Annotated in this window: 17 protein-coding genes; 15 read left to right on the forward strand and 2 right to left on the reverse strand. The window is 35.0% G+C overall.

Going from position 1 to position 17,352, the window contains the following annotated elements:
• Positions 1-40: 40 nt before the first annotated feature.
• The 5 genes from AB9K26_RS07910 to AB9K26_RS07930 are packed head-to-tail and all read left to right on the forward strand — an operon-like array spanning position 41 to position 3,596.
• Positions 41-496 carry an LEA type 2 family protein gene (locus AB9K26_RS07910; protein WP_369972014.1) on the forward strand — a complete coding sequence of 152 codons (456 nt, stop codon included), beginning with the start codon at positions 41-43 and terminating at the stop codon, positions 494-496.
• A 1-nt stretch (position 497) separates the two neighbouring features.
• Positions 498-1,505: a bifunctional diaminohydroxyphosphoribosylaminopyrimidine deaminase/5-amino-6-(5-phosphoribosylamino)uracil reductase RibD gene (ribD, locus tag AB9K26_RS07915; protein ID WP_369972015.1), complete on the forward strand. Its 1,008-nt coding sequence runs from the start codon at positions 498-500 to the stop codon at positions 1,503-1,505.
• Complete coding sequence (locus AB9K26_RS07920) at positions 1,502-2,116, forward strand: HAD family hydrolase (protein ID WP_369972016.1); 615 nt, start codon at positions 1,502-1,504, stop codon at positions 2,114-2,116. The genes ribD and AB9K26_RS07920 overlap by 4 nt, the downstream gene beginning before the upstream one ends.
• Positions 2,116-2,976, forward strand: coding sequence for an EamA/RhaT family transporter (locus AB9K26_RS07925; RefSeq protein WP_369972017.1), 861 nt, complete (start codon positions 2,116-2,118; stop codon positions 2,974-2,976). Before AB9K26_RS07920 ends, AB9K26_RS07925 begins: the two co-directional genes overlap by 1 nt.
• On the forward strand, positions 2,976-3,596 hold the full coding sequence (locus AB9K26_RS07930) for a YigZ family protein (RefSeq protein WP_369972018.1): 621 nt from the start codon (positions 2,976-2,978) through the stop codon (positions 3,594-3,596). The genes AB9K26_RS07925 and AB9K26_RS07930 overlap by 1 nt, the downstream gene beginning before the upstream one ends.
• On the opposite strand, the gene AB9K26_RS07935 is transcribed toward AB9K26_RS07930, so the two are convergent.
• Complete coding sequence (locus AB9K26_RS07935) at positions 3,593-4,003, reverse strand: acyl-CoA thioesterase (RefSeq protein ID WP_369972019.1); 411 nt, start codon at positions 4,001-4,003, stop codon at positions 3,593-3,595. The two genes, AB9K26_RS07930 and AB9K26_RS07935, sit on opposite strands and share 4 nt — an antisense overlap.
• 190 nt (positions 4,004-4,193) lie before the next feature.
• Here AB9K26_RS07935 and dnaA point away from each other — a divergent pair, with 190 nt between their 5' ends.
• The 7 genes from dnaA (at position 4,194) to AB9K26_RS07970 (ending at position 13,651) form a co-directional block, all read left to right on the forward strand.
• Positions 4,194-5,621, forward strand: coding sequence for a chromosomal replication initiator protein DnaA (dnaA, locus tag AB9K26_RS07940; RefSeq protein ID WP_369972020.1), 1,428 nt, complete (start codon positions 4,194-4,196; stop codon positions 5,619-5,621).
• 10 nt (positions 5,622-5,631) lie between these two features.
• The gene (locus AB9K26_RS07945) at positions 5,632-6,096 is read left to right on the forward strand and encodes a low molecular weight protein-tyrosine-phosphatase (protein ID WP_369972021.1); all 465 of its coding nucleotides are present in this window, start codon (positions 5,632-5,634) and stop codon (positions 6,094-6,096) included.
• A gap of 71 nt (positions 6,097-6,167) precedes the next feature.
• Positions 6,168-7,568, forward strand: coding sequence for a PQQ-dependent sugar dehydrogenase (locus AB9K26_RS07950; protein WP_369972022.1), 1,401 nt, complete (start codon positions 6,168-6,170; stop codon positions 7,566-7,568).
• A gap of 4 nt (positions 7,569-7,572) precedes the next feature.
• Positions 7,573-8,289: an SAM-dependent methyltransferase gene (locus AB9K26_RS07955; RefSeq protein ID WP_369972023.1), complete on the forward strand. Its 717-nt coding sequence runs from the start codon at positions 7,573-7,575 to the stop codon at positions 8,287-8,289.
• A gap of 81 nt (positions 8,290-8,370) precedes the next feature.
• Positions 8,371-10,881 (forward strand): PIG-L family deacetylase, encoded by a 2,511-nt coding sequence (locus AB9K26_RS07960; RefSeq protein ID WP_369972024.1) that lies wholly within the window; start codon positions 8,371-8,373, stop codon positions 10,879-10,881.
• A gap of 102 nt (positions 10,882-10,983) precedes the next feature.
• A complete protein-coding gene (locus tag AB9K26_RS07965; RefSeq protein ID WP_369972025.1) occupies positions 10,984-12,684 on the forward strand; it encodes a sodium:solute symporter in 1,701 nt (566 codons plus the stop codon).
• A complete protein-coding gene (locus tag AB9K26_RS07970) occupies positions 12,671-13,651 on the forward strand; it encodes a Gfo/Idh/MocA family protein (RefSeq protein ID WP_369972026.1) in 981 nt (326 codons plus the stop codon). Before AB9K26_RS07965 ends, AB9K26_RS07970 begins: the two co-directional genes overlap by 14 nt.
• Before the next feature lie 51 nt (positions 13,652-13,702).
• On the opposite strand, the gene AB9K26_RS07975 is transcribed toward AB9K26_RS07970, so the two are convergent.
• Positions 13,703-14,554 carry a DUF2911 domain-containing protein gene (locus AB9K26_RS07975; protein WP_369972027.1) on the reverse strand — a complete coding sequence of 284 codons (852 nt, stop codon included), beginning with the start codon at positions 14,552-14,554 and terminating at the stop codon, positions 13,703-13,705.
• 207 nt (positions 14,555-14,761) lie between these two features.
• Between AB9K26_RS07975 and AB9K26_RS07980 the strand changes: the two genes are divergently transcribed.
• From AB9K26_RS07980 to AB9K26_RS07990, 3 genes are read left to right on the forward strand one after another with little or no spacing between them, the layout of a single operon-like run.
• Positions 14,762-15,418, forward strand: coding sequence for a TetR family transcriptional regulator C-terminal domain-containing protein (locus AB9K26_RS07980; RefSeq protein ID WP_369972028.1), 657 nt, complete (start codon positions 14,762-14,764; stop codon positions 15,416-15,418).
• A 3-nt stretch (positions 15,419-15,421) separates the two neighbouring features.
• Positions 15,422-16,732 (forward strand): ABC1 kinase family protein, encoded by a 1,311-nt coding sequence (locus AB9K26_RS07985; protein ID WP_369972029.1) that lies wholly within the window; start codon positions 15,422-15,424, stop codon positions 16,730-16,732.
• A complete protein-coding gene (locus tag AB9K26_RS07990; RefSeq protein WP_369972030.1) occupies positions 16,732-17,352 on the forward strand; it encodes a flavin reductase family protein in 621 nt (206 codons plus the stop codon). The genes AB9K26_RS07985 and AB9K26_RS07990 overlap by 1 nt, the downstream gene beginning before the upstream one ends.

Genomic DNA, 17,352 nt, shown 5'->3' on the forward strand with positions numbered 1-17,352 from the left:
TTTTGCGATGTGAAGATAGTGCAAATCTCAACAATACGTTATGCGAAAACTTATAATATTATCAACACTGCTCGTTACTTTCTTATCCTGCTCGGTTAAGGAAAAACCAGAATTTTTATTTGTTGAGAACATTAATGTCATTGAGACTTCAAGAAATACCATTACAGTTTCGGCTGATGCCTATTTTAAAAATCCGAACGATATTGGTGGCGAATTACAAACAGATGAAATCAAAGTATTTGTCAATGGCAACGAAATGGCACAGGTGTCTGCAGAACGTTTTGAAGTACCTGCAAAAAAGGAATTTTCAATTCCATTAAAAGCAAAAATTCCAACTGACAGTTTGTTGAGCGACAAAAGCTTAACGGCTTTATTAGGCAGCTTACTAAGTAAAAAAATCAAGGTTCAGTATAAAGGAGACATCAAATATAAAGTTTTTGGCTTTTCACATAGCTACTCTATTGACAAGACCGAAGATCTTAAAATAAAATTCTGATTTGAACGAACACAACACATACATGCAGCGTTGCATTGCTATTGCAAAACACGGATTGGGTACCACAGCTCCAAATCCGATGGTTGGTTGTGTTATTGTTGTTGATAATTCTATAATTGGTGAAGGATTTACAAGTCCTTATGGTGGTCCGCATGCCGAAGTCAATGCCATCAATTCTGTTAAAAACAAAGACTTTTTAAAAGACGCAACACTTTATGTCACTTTAGAGCCTTGCTCACATTTTGGAAAAACACCACCTTGTTCTGATTTGATACTTACGCATCAAATCCCAAATGTGGTTATTGGCTGTCTAGATGATAACCCTTTGGTTGCTGGTAAAGGTATCGAAAAATTGAAAAACTCAGGCTGTAAGGTAACTGTTGGTATTCTTCAAAAAGAATGCAAAGCACACCACAAGCGTTTTTTCACCTTTCACAACAAGAAACGTCCATATATCATTTTAAAATGGGCAGAATCAGCAGATGGTTTTATAGCACCACCAAGCAAAGAGAAACAAGAACCAGTTTGGATTAGCAATGTGTACTCACAACAATTAGTTCATAAATGGCGCGCTGAAGAACAAGGCATTTTAGTGGGTACCAAAACCGTTGTGGAGGACAATCCGAGTTTAACGGTCAGACATTGGACAGGCAAGCATCCTATTAGAATTGTTATAGATAAAGACCACAAACTTTCCGAAAATTTTAATGTGTTTAATTCAGAAGCAAGAACCTTACGATTGACTTCAGAAAACATTGATTTCTACAAAACACTGGCTCAAGAAATATGTGATTTCTTGTATAAAGAACAAATCAATTCGGTTATTGTGGAAGGTGGCGCTAAAACCCTTCAAACTTTCATCGACGAAAACCTTTGGGATGAAGCAAGGGTTTTTAAAGGGCAGATTTCATTTGGAAATGGAATTAAAGCACCACATTTTGAAGGTCAATTGGTGTCAGAAGAACAGATTATTAACGATACATTACAATATTATATACCAACAATTTGAAACTAAAATCTATCATATTCGATTTTGGCGATGTGTTTATCAATCTAGACAAACAAGGCGCTATGGACAATGCTTTACAGCTTTTTGAATTGGATACTTTCCCTGAAGAACTTATTGCCATCAACACACTGTACGAACAAGGCTTGATCTCGACAGAAGAGTTCCTGACGTTTTATACCGAGAATTTTCCCGAGTTGAACAAAAATCAAATTATCGATGCTTGGAATTATATTCTGAAGGATTTTCCGATCGGTCGATTGGAATTTTTGAAACAGCTCAAAAGCAACCATGATTTACAGTTGATTTTATTAAGCAATACAAATGAACTTCATATTGACTGGGTAAAACAACATGTCGCTTTTTATGAGGAATTCAAATCGGTTTTTGATGCGTTTTATCTATCCCATGAAATTCAATTGCGAAAACCAAACAAGGATATTTTTGAATTTGTACTCGACCAAAATCAGCTTAAGCCTCAGGAATGCCTATTCGTTGATGATACAAAAGAAAATACTGATACTGCAGAACGCATGGGAATTCATGTTTGGAATATTGACGAAACCAAGGAAGACATAAGGTCATTGTTTTACATCAAAAAAGAATTGTTTTAATGTATTTAATACTCAGCATAACGGCCTCCACTTTAATATTTATCATTTTCAAATTGATAGGTAGATACAACATCAATACGCTTCAAGTTATCGTCATCAATTACATAGCAGCTTTTCTTTTTGGACTATGGAATTATGACTCACCCATTGAACTTAACACTATTGTTGAATCCAAATGGATTTATGGAGCCATTGGTTTGGGTTTCCTGTTCATTGCCATATTCAATGTTATGGCACTCACAGCCCAACGAAACGGACTTTCAGTGGCATCGGTAGCTTCAAAAATGAGCGTTATTATTCCTATTGTCTTTGGGATTTATGTTTACAAGGAAGGGGTTGGTTTTCAGAAAATACTCGGTATTGTTTTAGCATTGATTTCAGTTTATCTAACCTCTGTCAAACCTAAAACCACAAAAAACACCACAAAAGGGTTGTGGTTACCAATATTATTATTTTTTGGATCTGGTGTTATTGACACTTCTATAAAATACTTAGAAACCACCTATGTTGGCAAAAACGATATTGCCTTATTTTCAGCTACAATCTTCCTGTTTGCCTTTGTAATTGGAGCTTCAATACTAATATATAAATCCGTTAAAAATCCTATTCCAATCACATTTAAAGCAGTTATCGCTGGATGCATATTGGGTGTTGTCAATTTTTTCTCTATTTACTATTTATTAAGAGCCTTAGATCACGACACCTTGGAGAGTTCTACACTTTTTACAGTTAACAATGTTGCAATAGTTATGATTTCTACCTTACTAGGACTCGTTATGTTTAAGGAATCCATAACAAAAACAAATTGGTTAGGAATAGGTTTAGCGATAATTGCAATAGTAATGGTAACTTTAGCATAATGGAAATTAAAGACACTTACAAAACCATTACTAAAGCTTCACCTGAGGTTCTCTTTAAGGATAGAAACAGTAAATTTTTTGGGTATGCCTATCCAGTAGAAAATGAAGAGGATATCAAAGAGTATTTAGAAATCTTAAAAAAGCAACATCATCAGGCAAGACATTGGTGCTATGCCTATCAGCTTGGGAAGCGAGATGAAAACCTCATTTACAAAGCCAACGACGATGGCGAACCCAATAATAGTGCGGGAATGCCTATTTACGGACAAATACAATCGTTTGAAGTCACTAACATATTAATTGTTGTTGTACGTTATTTTGGAGGTACCAAATTAGGTGTCAGCGGTTTAATTAACGCCTACAAAACTGCTGCACAAATGGCATTGGAAGCTTCCAAAATTGTGACTGAAACCATTAATATTGATTACAGTATTACTTTTGACTATAAAAATATGAATAAGGTCATGCGTATTATTAAAGAGAAAAACATCAATGTTACAAATCAAATTCTAGAGTTAAGTTGTGAATTGATGATTTCGGTAAGACTAATGGATGCTCCTGATATTTTTGAAGTGTTCGATCAACTTTATGAAGTAGACATCAAAACATTGAACGATTAATTTTGCAGTTGGTCTAAAATATAATCTGGACATCTTGTAGGGCGATTCCTATTCATGTCCATAAAAACCAAAACCGAATTTCCAGTAGCCAAAATTTCGTCGTTTTCATTTACGATTTCATAATCAAATTCGATTTTAGCAGTTGGTTTTTTTACAAGTTTAGTTTTCACTTTAAGAAGGTCGTCATAACGTGCTGACTTTTTGTAGTTTATCAACAATGAAATCACAGGAAGCATAATTCCATCATCTTCCATTTGCTTGTAGGAAAATCCCATTTTTCTTAACCACTCGGTTCTGCCCATTTCAAAATATTGTGCATAATTACCATGATAGACAACGCCCATTTGGTCGGTCTCTCCATAGCGTACCCTAAATTGGAATTCATGAGAATTGCTCGTTTTCGACATCGATACTCAGATTTTTTTTGTATTTTCGAAGGAATTTAAACATGCACAAAAAAATCTTAAAATTCAACCTTTTTTGATTTTTTTATTAAAAAATTTGTTCACATATTTGTCGTGTAAAATTCTATCAAGAGAAACCCGTATTTCTCTTTTTTTTGCTAACTAACAAACAACTTAAAATTATACTTGGAGAATGGAGATAACTGCGCAATCGGTTTGGAATAACTGTCTGTCTTTTATAAAGGATAATATTCAACCTCAAGCCTATAAAACATGGTTTGAACCTATTGTAGCAGTTAAGCTTACCGATAATGCCCTTAGTATTCAAGTACCAAGTAAATTTTTCTATGAGTGGCTAGAGGAACACTATGTAAAAATTTTAAAAGTAGCCCTCACTAAACAACTTGGCGAATCAGCTAAATTGGTATATGTCATCAAGATGGAAAACACCTATGGCAACAAACAACCATTTACAGAAAAAATCCCAAGTTCGAATCGTGGCGCTTTAAAATCGCAAGAAGTTGATGTTCCCTTAAACAATAAAAGTCCGGAACTTAAAAATCCGTTTATCATTCCAGGAATAAGAAATGTTAAGATTGAATCGCAACTCAATCCGAACTACAGTTTCGAAAATTTCTTGGAAGGTGATTCCAATCGTTTGGCTAGAAATGCTGGTATTGCTGTAGCCAACAAACCTGGAGGCACGTCATTTAACCCATTATTGATTTTTGGTGGTGTTGGTTTGGGAAAAACCCACTTGGCACATGCTATTGGTGTTGATATCAAAGATAAGTATCCTGAAAAAACAGTACTATATATTTCTGCTGAAAAGTTTACACAGCAATATATTGATTCTGTTAAAAAGAATAACAGAAATGATTTCATTCACTTCTATCAAATTATTGATGTACTAATCATTGATGATGTTCAGTTCTTATCGGGAAAATCAGGAACTCAAGATGTTTTCTTCCATATTTTCAACCATTTGCATCAAAACGGAAAGCAAGTCATTTTAACTAGTGATAAAGCTCCAGTTGACATGCAAGATATCGAGCAACGTTTATTATCTCGTTTTAAATGGGGACTTTCAGCAGAATTGCAAAGTCCAGATTTCGAAACTCGAGTCTCAATTTTGAAAAATAAATTGTATCGCGATGGTGTGGAAATGCCAGAGGAAATTATTGAATATGTAGCAAAACATATTAAAACCAATGTTAGAGAACTTGAAGGCGCTATCATTTCCTTAATTGCTCAATCCTCTTTCAATAAAAAGGAAATTACGGTAAGCCTTGCTAAGGAAATTGTTGAAAAGTTTGTCAAAAACACAAAGCGCGAAGTTTCTATCGATTACATCCAAAAAGTGGTTTCCGATTACTTCCAAATGGATGTCAGCACACTACAATCCAAAACCAGAAAACGTCATATTGTACAAGCGAGACAATTGGCTATGTTCTTTGCAAAAAAATACACCAAAGCTTCTTTGGCCAGTATAGGCTCACAAATAGGAAAACGTGACCATGCTACTGTTCTTCATGCTTGCAAAACAGTTGACAACCTCTCCTCTACAGATAAGCAATTTAGAAAATACGTAGAAGACCTTTCCAAAAAACTGTCTTTATAATATTTAAAACATGACTCGTATCTTAATGGTTTGTTTAGGCAATATTTGCCGTTCACCATTAGCCCATGGCATTTTAGAATCTAAACTTCCAAGTGACCGTTTCTATGTGGATTCAGCTGGCACAGCTAACTATCATGTTGGTGATTCACCAGATCATCGTTCAATAGCTGTTGCAAAATCTAATGAAATTGATATTTCACATCAACGTGGCCGGCAATTTGAGGTATCAGATTTTGATACATTTGACCATATCTTCACTATGGACCAATCCAACTACCAAAATGTAGTAAAATTAGCTAGAGGTCATTCAGATATTGCCAAAGTAAAATGCGTTGTTGATATAGATGAAACCATTTCTGAAACCTCAGTTCCCGATCCTTACTATGGTAATCTTACAGATTTTGAGAATGTTTTTTCCCTCCTAAATAAAGTATGCTCTACACTCGCAAATAAATTGCAGAACAGTTCTTTATAGGAATTTTCTTCAATAAATAATCGGTTTTTTTGTATTTTTAGCAAAAAGCAGTCTCATAAAATCTAAATGCTATGAAAAAAATTACCCAATATTTATTGTATTTTTTAACTTTTATTGGCTTTGCCCAAGACATTGACTTGGAGCTTTTTGCATCAGGATTTACAAGACCCGTAAATGTTAAACACGCAGGAGATGACAGGCTTTTTGTTGCCGAACAACGAGGTATGATAAAAATTTTAAATGCTAATGGAGCAACGAATCCAACACCATTTCTAGATATACGATCTATAGTCAATGATTCAGGAAATGAACAAGGACTTCTTGGCTTAGCTTTCCATCCAGATTACACTAACAATGGTTACTTTTATGTGAACTATATCAATAGTGCTTCCGATACAGTTGTTTCAAGATTTACCAGAAGTACTGATGATATTGCAGATCCGAATTCAGAAGTCATTTTATTAACTATCGATCAACCGTTCAGTAATCACAATGGTGGCGACATGCATTTTGGTCCTAATGATGGATATCTCTATATCTCGAGTGGTGATGGAGGTTCTGGTGGCGATCCTGGAAATAGAGCGCAAAACACAACACTGTTATTGGGTAAAATTTTAAGGATTGATGTTGATGGAAACAGTAATGGAAATTATGGGATTCCAGCGGATAATCCTTATGTATCAGACAGCAATGTGCTAGATGAAATTTGGGCTTATGGACTTAGAAATCCGTGGAAATTTTCGTTTGATCGCGATAACGGAGACTTGTGGATAGCAGATGTTGGACAAAGTAATAAAGAGGAAATCAATAGAGTTCCCGCAAGTGATGGAGGTGGTGAAAATTATGGTTGGAGATGTTATGAAGGAAATTCTACCTACAATACCTCTGGATGTCCTGCAATGAATACCTTAACTTTTCCAGTAGCAGAATATAATTATGGCGGCAGCCCTTTTAGATGCTCGATTTCTGGAGGCTACAGATATCGCGGCACGCAACAGTCTACTTTACAAGGCCTATACTTTTTTGCCGATTTCTGTAGTGATGAAATAGGTATTGTTAGAGAAATTTCTCCAGGTAATTTTCAACTGACCTTTGAAACTCAATTCAATGGTGAAGGTATCTCTGGTTTTGCCGAAAATTTAAATGGAGAACTATATACCATCGGATTATCAAGTGGAGAGATTTCAAGAATTGTTGATTCCAACCTAAGTGTTGATGAAGAAACTTTAAATCCTGTAAAAATTTTTCCTAATCCAGCAAATGATGTTTTAAACATTGATGGAAACGGAACGTCTATCCAAATTGAGTCCATACGTTTTTATGATGTACTAGGCAAAGAGGTCAAAACTGTTAGCGGATTTGAAGAGCAATCATTTTCTATAAACATCAAAGACCTTAGAAGTGGTGTTTATATTGTTGTGATTAACTCCATTAACGGAAACAAAAGCACTAGAAAACTTGTAGTGAATTAAAAATATGAACCCAAACTTTGGTAAACTTTACCTCATTCCTACGCGATTAGGAGACAATCCGCCTTTAGAAGTGTTGCCAATTTCGGTGAAAAAAATTATCGAAATGGTAGATCATTACATTGTTGAAAATGAAAAAACAGCGAGACGATTTATAAAAAAAATTGATTCCCGCAAACAACAATCCACTCTCACATTTGAAGTTTTAAACAAGTATACACAACCGGAAGAATTACCTCGTTTTTTAGACGCTTGTAAAAATGGAAAACCTATGGGTTTACTTTCTGAAGCTGGTTGTCCAGGTATTGCCGATCCAGGTGCAGATATTGTAAAATTAGCTCACGAAAACAACATTCAAGTAGTTCCTTTGGTCGGACCTTCCTCGATAATCTTGGCATTGATGAGCTCAGGTATGAATGGTCAAAGTTTTGCATTCAATGGTTATATTCCTATTGATAAGGCAGAACGAAAAGCACATTTGAAAAAAATGGAACGCTTATCAAAAGAACAAAACCAAACCCAATTATTTATTGAAACTCCATATCGGAATAATAAAGTCCTAGAAGACATATGCTCTGTTCTCCATCCTCAAACAAGAGTTTGTGTGGCTTGTGATATTACACTTCCTTCAGAATACATAAAAACACTTACTATAAAAGAATGGAAAAACACCAAAGTAGACCTTCACAAGCGTCCTGCAATTTTTATAATCCATCAAGATTAAGCATCTAAGTTAAATAAAGTTTAAAAGGAAAAACTTCAAGGATTACTTTGCTATATTTGATTTTTAGCTAACTAATCTGTTATGAAAAGAATTTTACAAGTTACTCTTCTTTGTCTATTTACATCCTTACATATTTTTGCTCAGCAACCTCAAAAGCCAACATCTTCAGAAATTTATGAAGCTATTAAAAAACTTAATTTCTTAGGTTCTGTCTTATATGTAGCTGCGCATCCAGATGACGAAAATACGCGACTCATCTCTTATTTTTCCAATGAAGTAAAAGCAAGAACCGCATATCTTTCTCTAACGCGTGGTGATGGTGGACAAAATTTAATCGGACCAGAAATTAGAGAGTTGTTAGGCGTTATTAGAACTCAAGAACTTTTAGCTGCCAGACGAATTGATGGTGGTGAACAATTTTTCACCCGAGCCAACGATTTTGGATATTCAAAACATCCTGATGAAACATTAGCTATTTGGAATAAAGAGGAAGTCTTAAGCGATGTGGTTTTAGCCATCAGAAAATTCAAACCAGACATCATCATTAATCGCTTTAATCATAGAAATCCTGGAACAACCCATGGTCACCACACAAGTTCTGCGATGTTGAGTATTGAGGCGTTTGATATTGTGAATGATAAAAGCAAATACCCAAATCAGTTACAAACTACCGAAGCATGGCAACCTAAACGCTTATTTTTCAACACCTCATGGTGGTTTTATGGAAGTCGAGAGAACTTTGAAAAAGCTGACAAAACCAACCTGTTGGAAATCGACACAGGTGTTTTCTTTCCAAGCAGTGGCTTGAGCAATCCTGAAATTGCAGCTTTAAGTAGAAGTCAGCACAAATCCCAAGGCTTTGGAAGTTCTGGAAGTCGTGGTTCTCAAATGGAATATATTGAATTGATTAAAGGTGATTTACCAAATGAAAAAGCCAATATTTTTGAAGGTATTGATACTACTTGGAATCGTATTGAAGGTGGACAAGCAATAGGTAACATATTACATGCTGTACAAGAAAACTATGATTTTAATAATCCTTCAGCGTCAATTCCTGAATTGGTAAGAGCTTATAAAGCCATTCAAAATCTATCAGATACACATTGGAAGACCATAAAAACCAAAGAAATAAAAGACATTATAGCGGCTTGTGCTGGTTTATATATAGAGGCTTCAGCAAATACCAATCACGCTACTGCAGGTTCTGAAATTGACCTCAATCTGGAAGTGATTAATCGAAGTGATGCTAATATTGTATTAAAATCGATCAACAACCCAAATGGCATTTCAATAGACAAAAATCTTGAATTGAAGAATAACGTCAATTACGATTTTAAGGAGAAATTAAAGGTCAATGCAAATCAAAACGTTTCAACACCCTATTGGTTGACAAAAAAAGGATCTTTAGGAATGTATAAAGTTGAGGACAAGAATTTAATCGGCAAACCAGAAACACCTAGACCTTTGGTGTTTGAGTTTCATCTGAATATTGAAAATATTGATATAAGCTACACCAAACCCTTAGTTTATAAAACCAACGACCCTGTAAAAGGTGAAGTTTACAAACCTTTTGAAATCATTCCTGAAGCATCGGCTCATATTACTGAAAAGGTCATCATTTTTGATTCTGATTCACAACGTGATGTTGAAGTCATTGTTAAAGCTGGACGAGACAATATTGATGGTTATGTTCAAATTGCACATCCTAACAACTGGAAAGTTTTCCCAGAGAAACAAAAGGTGAATATTTCCAACAAAGGACAGGAAGCCTCACTAATTTTTACGGTTATTCCTCCGAATGAACAAAGTGAAGGTTTAATAACACCTATGGTTCATATTGGAAATAATATCTATACAAGAGCTCTCACCGAAATTGAATACGACCATATTCCTACACAAACTGTGCTATTGCCAAGTGAAAGTAAAATCGTTAGATTGGATATTAAAACGAAAGGACAGCACATTGGCTATATTGAAGGTGCAGGTGACGTCATTCCTGAAAGTTTGGAACAAATCGGATACAAAGTTTCTACCATTGCTCCAGAAGATATCTCTGCCAGTACTTTAAATTCTTTCGACGCCATAGTTATTGGTATCAGAGCCTACAATACTGTTGACGACTTAAAATTCAAACAACAAGCTTTATTTGATTATGTGGCTCAAGGTGGAAATTTGATCGTTCAATACAACACCAACCGTCGCTTGAAAGTTGATCAAGTAGCTCCTTTTGAACTAAAGATTTCTAGAGATCGCGTTACAGATGAAACAGCTGAAGTTAGATTATTGGAAACAGACCATGAAGTTCTCAATTATCCTAATAAGATTACTGCTAAGGATTTTGAGGGTTGGACCCAAGAACGTGGACTCTATTTCCCGAATGAGTGGTCTGAGGAATTTATACCAATACTCTCCATGAACGATAAAGGGGAAACACCTAAATCTGGAAGCTTACTTGTAGCCAAACATGGAAAAGGCTATTATGTTTATAGTGGATTAAGTTTCTTCAGGGAATTTCCTGCTGGTGTTCCTGGCGCTTACCGACTATTTGCAAATATGTTGTCTTTGGGTAAAAATGACATTAAAACCAATTAATTTCATGAAAAAATACCAATGGAATAAAATGTACACTTTAGTCTTAGCCGCGAATGTCATCTACATTATCGTCTTTTATTTTATCACTAAAGCCTTTTAAGAATGCAAACACTAGATTGGATCGTTCTTATTGGCACTTTGCTACTCATTGTTATTTATGGCACTTATCAATCGCGTGGCAGTAAAAATGTAAAAGATTATTTAAAAGGAGGCAACACTTCAAAATGGTGGACTATCGGTTTGTCGGTTATGGCTACCCAAGCCAGTGCGATTACTTTTTTATCTACTCCAGGACAAGCCTTTAATGATGGAATGGGCTTTGTTCAATTCTATTTCGGATTACCAATTGCCATGGTTGTGATTTGCATGGTATTCATTCCGCTTTATCATCGATTGAAGGTTTACACAGCTTACGAGTTTCTTGAAAATAGATTCGACTTAAAAACTAGAACCCTTGCCGCCATTCTATTTCTAATTCAGCGTGGCTTGGCTGCTGGAATAACCATTTTTGCACCTGCTATTATCCTTTCAGCTGTTTTAGGCTGGAATTTATTACTATTGAATATCATCATTGGAGTTTTAGTCATTATTTATACGGTTTCAGGTGGCACCAAAGCTGTCAATGTCACACAAAAGCATCAAATGGTTGTTATTTTTACTGGTATGATCATCGCATTTGTTATTATCCTGAATAAGCTTCCTGAAGACATCACGTTTACGAAAGCATTGGAAATCGCTGGAGCTAGTGGAAAAATGGAAGTCTTAGATTTTTCGTTCGATTTCAATAACAGATATACCGTTTGGAGCGGACTTATAGGAGGTACATTTTTGATGCTGTCCTATTTCGGAACAGACCAAAGTCAGGTACAACGTTATCTCTCAGGAAAATCACTTAAGGAGATGCAAATAGGCATGATGTTCAACGGACTCCTGAAAGTGCCTATGCAGTTTTTTATTTTGATGGTTGGCGTTATGGTATTTGTTTTCTATCAATTTAACAATGCTCCTTTAAACTTCAATCCAGCAGCTACTGAAATTGTTCAAACTTCAGAATTTGCCCAAGATTATAATGATATTCAAAGTCAGCAAGAACTCCTATTTAAGGAAAAACAAGCTTTGATTGAATCATTAGTTTCAAATGATGACATCAGAAATTCAGAAAAGTTAGCATTGTTAAATTTTGAAAATGAAAAACTTCGAAGTGATGCAAGAACCTTGATTGAAAAGGCTGGAACGCAACAAAACATAAAAGTGGAAAGCAATGATAAAGACTATGTGTTTATTCACTTCATTTTGACAAACCTACCAAAAGGATTGATCGGACTTCTTTTGGCCGTGATTTTAAGTGCTGCCATGTCAAGTACATCTAGTGAATTGAATGCCTTGGCTAGTACCACAACAATGGACTTATACAAACGGAATACCTCTGAAAAATCAGAAACCGAAATGGTTAAAGCTTCCAAATGGTTCACATTGGCTTGGGGAATGATTGCAATTGGTGTTGCCTGCGTGGCTAATCTTGCCGAGAATTTAATCCAGCTGGTAAATATCATTGGATCCATTTTCTACGGAAATGTGCTTGGTATTTTCCTACTTGGTTTCTTTTTTAAATTTGTTAAAGGAAATGCCGTGTTCACGGCAGCCTTGATCACTCAAGTTCTAGTGATCGGTTTGTTCTTCTTAAATCAATATGAAATTATCAATCTGCCATTCCTTTGGTTGAATTTCGTGGGATGTGCAATTGTGATTGCAATAGCATGCCTGTTACAATATTTAAATCCGAATACTCATGCAAGAGCCTAAAGTCATTCGTTGGGGAATTATTGGATTGGGGAAAATTGCCCATAAATTTGCACAAGATCTTGCAACTGTTGAAGATTGTCAATTATATGCTGTCGCCTCCAGAAATCAAAAAAAAGCAAACAAATTCAAAAAAAAATATAAAGCAACCATTGCTTATGGAAGCTATGAGGAATTAATCAATGACAAAAATGTTGATGCTGTCTATATCGCTACACCTCACAAACTTCATAAATCAAATACCATTGCGTGCTTAAAAGCAAAAAAATCAGTACTCTGTGAAAAACCTCTAGCCATGAACCATGATGAAGTTCAGGAAATGATTGACTGCGCTAGAGACAACCAAACACTTCTTATGGAAGCCTTATGGACCTACTTTTTACCACATTACAAGTTTGTTTTAAAACATCTTGAAAATGAAACCTATGGTAAACTTTTGAAAATTGAAGCCGATTTTGGTTTCAAGCCAGAATTAGACATGGAATCGCGATTGTTTAAAAAATCACTTGGAGGCGGAAGTCTTTTGGATATTGGCATCTACCCTATTTTTTCTGCGTTGTCAACGTTAGGTGAGCCAGACGATATTGATGCTAGCGCAACATTTTTAGATAATGAAGTGGACACCTCCTGCAACATGCTTTTCAAATATAAAAACGGAGCAACTGCACATTTAAAAAGCACTTTGATTGAAAACACTGCTACAGAAGCGATTTTCCATTGTGAAAACGGAACCCTTAAAATCAATTCTAGGTTTCATGAGCCTTCAACAGTAACATGTATTAAAGACCATGAAGAAACTGTTGAAACCTTTGGATATAATACCATTGGTTATAGTTATGAAATTGATCATTTCAATCAACTCATAAGAGACCAAAAAACAGAAAGCAACATCATGACCTTTGACTTTAGTGAAAAACTCATAAAACTCTTAGATCGTGTACGAGATAAGATTGGTCTAAGCTATCCATAAAAAAAAGCCTTTTGAAATTCAAAAGGCTTTTTTTAAATCTTCTATAACAGATTACATAGCTCCCCATTCTTTTAGAGATTCCATATTCATCTTAACATATTGATCATTCTTAGCCTCTTTAGCACCAGCCATAGATGCTTTAGCGGCTTTGATCGCTTTGTCCTTGTTTCCTGCTTTAGCGTGAATTAAAGCTTGTTGGCGTAACCACCAAAAACGTGGGTCGTCTTTAGTCATATCGATAGCCATATCGATCCATTTAACAGCGGTATTGATGTCTTTATCAGCTTCTAAGTAATAACGTGCAGCTGCATAATAATCTGCCGCACCAGGTCCTGACATAATTTTATCAATTGATGCAGAAACAGTTTTGTCTGTAGGAACAGTAAAAGGAATACCTACATAAGATTTTTCCCAAATCATATCAATGGTTCCTCCATCGTTTGTAATGTTATTGATATCAATTGTAAAGGTTTCAACATTAAATGGGATTTCTTGAACATCAACCTTAGCTGTTGCGACAACTTTGCTATCATCCCATTCCCTTGGTGCTCCCCAATTATTGGTATCACTGTAAAACATGACATCCCATTGCTTAGCAGAATTTAATCTGGTGTATATAGCATAAGTTCCTGCCTTCACATCTTGACCTGCAATAGTAACATCATCACTAAACGTGATAGTTGTATTTTTGTTAGCTCCTGTTCTCCAAATAGTTCCCCAAGGCTCTAATCCACCAAAAATAGTTCTGCCCTTAACGCCAGGTCTTGAATACTCAATGGTAATATCAGTTAATCCAACCTTTTGTTCCAATTTTGATGTCGGACTAGGTTGTGGTGTTTCAAATTGTGCATTTGCATTAAAAGTCAATGCAACTACAGCAAATGCGAGTAATAAGTTCTTCATTGTGCTTGATTTAATGATTAGTTTTAATTCACGTAAATTTACGAAGGAAGCCTTCCTCTCGATGTTAATAAAACTATAAATTACTAGCTGTTATATAAATCTTCACACAACTTTTGCCAAATAAAGATTGGTATTCTTGTTAAATTTTGTTTAACTAATATTAAAAATAATTAAACATTTTATATCTTTACAGTAGATAGTTTAATTATGGCAAAGAAGAAAAATATTACCGCAAACGATATCATTTCCATGTATATGGATTATGTGCTTGAGCACAACGAGCAGCCCAAAAATGTTTATAGCTTTTCTAAGGCTAATAACTTTGAAGAATCGAAGTTTTACCATTTTTTTACATCATTTGAAAGTATAGAAAAACAAATATTCAAGGTGTTTTATGACCATTCAGTCGCTATTCTTGAAAAAAATGAAGACTACCAATCTTATGATGCTCGCAATAAATTGTTGAGTTTCTATTTTACATTTTTTGAAAACCTTTCGGCCAATAGAAGCTATGTCATATATGCATTAGAAAAGCACAAAAACAGTCTTAAACATTTTAAGGTTTTGTCTGAACTAAAAGATGCCTTCACAAAATATATTGACAACTTAGGCATTGAGCTTATTGAAACCAAACAAGAACAAATTGACAAATTTCAACGTAAAACTCTTAAAAATACGGCTTGGTTGCAATTAATGTTAACTATGAAATTTTGGATGGAAGATCAATCTCCTAATTTTGAAAAGACCGATATTTTTATTGAAAAATCAGTTAACACAACCTTTGATGTTATTGCTATAGCTCCAATAAAAAGTTTAATAGACTTAGGAAAGTTTTTGTATAAAGAAAAAATCCATATGAACTAACCTATGAAGACGATTGATAAAATACCTACCTCCAAAATCCAACGTGCATCAAAGCTAGTATCTACAGGTGCAAAAGTTGGCATAAACTACCTAAAATATTATGGTGACAAAATATCTAAATCTGAAGAAGAAGCTAAAAATCGCTTAAATGAAAACAATGCTTCAGATATTTATGATGGTCTAAAACAATTGAAAGGAAGTGCTCTAAAAGTTGCTCAAATGTTAAGTATGGAAAAAAGTATCATGCCACAGGCTTATGTTGAAAAATTTTCCTTGGCGCAATTTTCAGTTCCTCCTCTTTCACCACCACTAGTGGTCAAAACATTCAAAACTTACTTCGGAAAAAATCCAAAAGAAATATACGATACTTTTAATGCAACGTCAGTTAATGCTGCTAGCATCGGACAAGTCCATGTAGCAACTAAGGATGGGAAAAAACTTGCTGTGAAAATCCAATATCCTGGCGTTGCAGAAAGTATCGCTTCAGATTTAGCTATGGTCAAACCCATTGCCATGAGCATGTTTAATATCAAGGGAAAAGGATCTGATAAATATTTCAAGGAAGTTGAAAACAAACTGGTTGAAGAAACCAATTATATTTTAGAACTACAGCAAAGCAAAGAAATCTCAAAAGCTTGTCAACACATACCAAACCTTAAATTTCCAAAATACTATGATGCCTTATCCAATGAACGTATCATTACAATGGATTACATGACTGGCGAGCATCTATCTGAGTTTGTTTCACATAATAACAATCAGGACATTTCAAATAAACTGGGACAAGCGTTATGGGATTTTTACATGTTTCAAATCCACCAGCTCAAAAAAGTTCATGCCGATCCACATCCTGGTAATTTCTTGATTTCTAAAGAAGGAGAACTCATTGTTTTAGATTTTGGCTGTATGAAAACCATTCCTGAGGAATTTTATATTCCGTATTTTGAATTGGCGAGACAAGAAAACATTTCCAATAAAACACAGTTTGTAGATAAATTGTATGAATTGGAAATCTTGCGTGAAGATGATTCTGAACAAGAGCGTGAATTTTTTACTGAAATGTTCCATGAAATGCTGAGCTTATTTACCCAACCTTTCCACAGTGAAACTTTTGACTTTTCTAATGATGAATTCTTCGGAAAGATTGCTGAGTTAGGTGAAAAGTATTCTAAAAACACCGAATTACGTAAAATGAATGGCAATCGAGGCTCAAAGCACTTTATATATATGAACCGAACCTTTTTCGGTTTGTATAATTTGATGTATGACTTAAAAGCCAAAGACATTAAAATTAATAATTTTTCTACAGTATAATGAGGTATTTAAGCCATGAAGACATTGACAATTTTCATCATATCTACCGAATTAATCTCATCAATAGTTGCTCGGGATACAAGTCGGCTAATCTAATCGGTACAATTTCTAACGATGGTATTGAAAACGTCGCAGTTTTTAGTTCTGTAACACACTTAGGCTCCAATCCACCATTACTTGGATTTTTCCTCAGACCAACAACGGTTTTAAGAAATACATACGAAAACATTAAAAGTACCGGTTGTTATACCATAAATCATATTCATCAAGACATTCTTCAAGATGCGCACCATACCTCAGCCAAATATGAGGCAGACGTTTCTGAATTTGACAAAACAAACCTATCTTCAGAATACAAGCAAGATTTCAAAGCGCCTTTTGTTAAAGATGCGCCATTACAATTGGCAATGACGTTTGTGGAAGAATACCCAATCGAAGCCAATAACACTATTTTAGTCATCGGAAAAATAAATGGACTTTATGTTAAAGAAGATCTTATGGAGGATGATGGCTTTATCAATCTTTCCAAAGCCAATATAGCAACAATCAACGGGTTAGATGGATACGCTATTCCAAAATTAAAGACACGTTTCGGATACCAAAGACCCAAAGAATCCTAA

The organism is Psychroserpens sp. XS_ASV72, from assembly GCF_041224425.1.
Taxonomy (GTDB): domain Bacteria; phylum Bacteroidota; class Bacteroidia; order Flavobacteriales; family Flavobacteriaceae; genus Psychroserpens.

What these genes read in the sequence shown, in the direction of transcription:
- AB9K26_RS07960 (WP_369972024.1), top strand. Translation starts at nt 8,371, where the DNA reads ATGAAAAGAATTTTACAAGTTACTCTTCTTTGTCTATTTACATCCTTA.
- dnaA (WP_369972020.1), top strand. Translation starts at nt 4,194, where the DNA reads ATGGAGATAACTGCGCAATCGGTTTGGAATAACTGTCTGTCTTTTATA.
- AB9K26_RS07955 (WP_369972023.1), top strand. Translation starts at nt 7,573, where the DNA reads ATGAACCCAAACTTTGGTAAACTTTACCTCATTCCTACGCGATTAGGA.
- AB9K26_RS07990 (WP_369972030.1), top strand. Translation starts at nt 16,732, where the DNA reads ATGAGGTATTTAAGCCATGAAGACATTGACAATTTTCATCATATCTAC.
- AB9K26_RS07925 (WP_369972017.1), top strand. Translation starts at nt 2,116, where the DNA reads ATGTATTTAATACTCAGCATAACGGCCTCCACTTTAATATTTATCATT.
- AB9K26_RS07910 (WP_369972014.1), top strand. Translation starts at nt 41, where the DNA reads ATGCGAAAACTTATAATATTATCAACACTGCTCGTTACTTTCTTATCC.
- AB9K26_RS07945 (WP_369972021.1), top strand. Translation starts at nt 5,632, where the DNA reads ATGACTCGTATCTTAATGGTTTGTTTAGGCAATATTTGCCGTTCACCA.
- AB9K26_RS07950 (WP_369972022.1), top strand. Translation starts at nt 6,168, where the DNA reads ATGAAAAAAATTACCCAATATTTATTGTATTTTTTAACTTTTATTGGC.
- AB9K26_RS07985 (WP_369972029.1), top strand. Translation starts at nt 15,422, where the DNA reads ATGAAGACGATTGATAAAATACCTACCTCCAAAATCCAACGTGCATCA.
- AB9K26_RS07975 (WP_369972027.1), bottom strand. Translation starts at nt 14,554, where the DNA reads ATGAAGAACTTATTACTCGCATTTGCTGTAGTTGCATTGACTTTTAAT.
- AB9K26_RS07970 (WP_369972026.1), top strand. Translation starts at nt 12,671, where the DNA reads ATGCAAGAGCCTAAAGTCATTCGTTGGGGAATTATTGGATTGGGGAAA.
- AB9K26_RS07980 (WP_369972028.1), top strand. Translation starts at nt 14,762, where the DNA reads ATGGCAAAGAAGAAAAATATTACCGCAAACGATATCATTTCCATGTAT.
- AB9K26_RS07930 (WP_369972018.1), top strand. Translation starts at nt 2,976, where the DNA reads ATGGAAATTAAAGACACTTACAAAACCATTACTAAAGCTTCACCTGAG.
- AB9K26_RS07935 (WP_369972019.1), bottom strand. Translation starts at nt 4,003, where the DNA reads ATGTCGAAAACGAGCAATTCTCATGAATTCCAATTTAGGGTACGCTAT.
- AB9K26_RS07965 (WP_369972025.1), top strand. Translation starts at nt 10,984, where the DNA reads ATGCAAACACTAGATTGGATCGTTCTTATTGGCACTTTGCTACTCATT.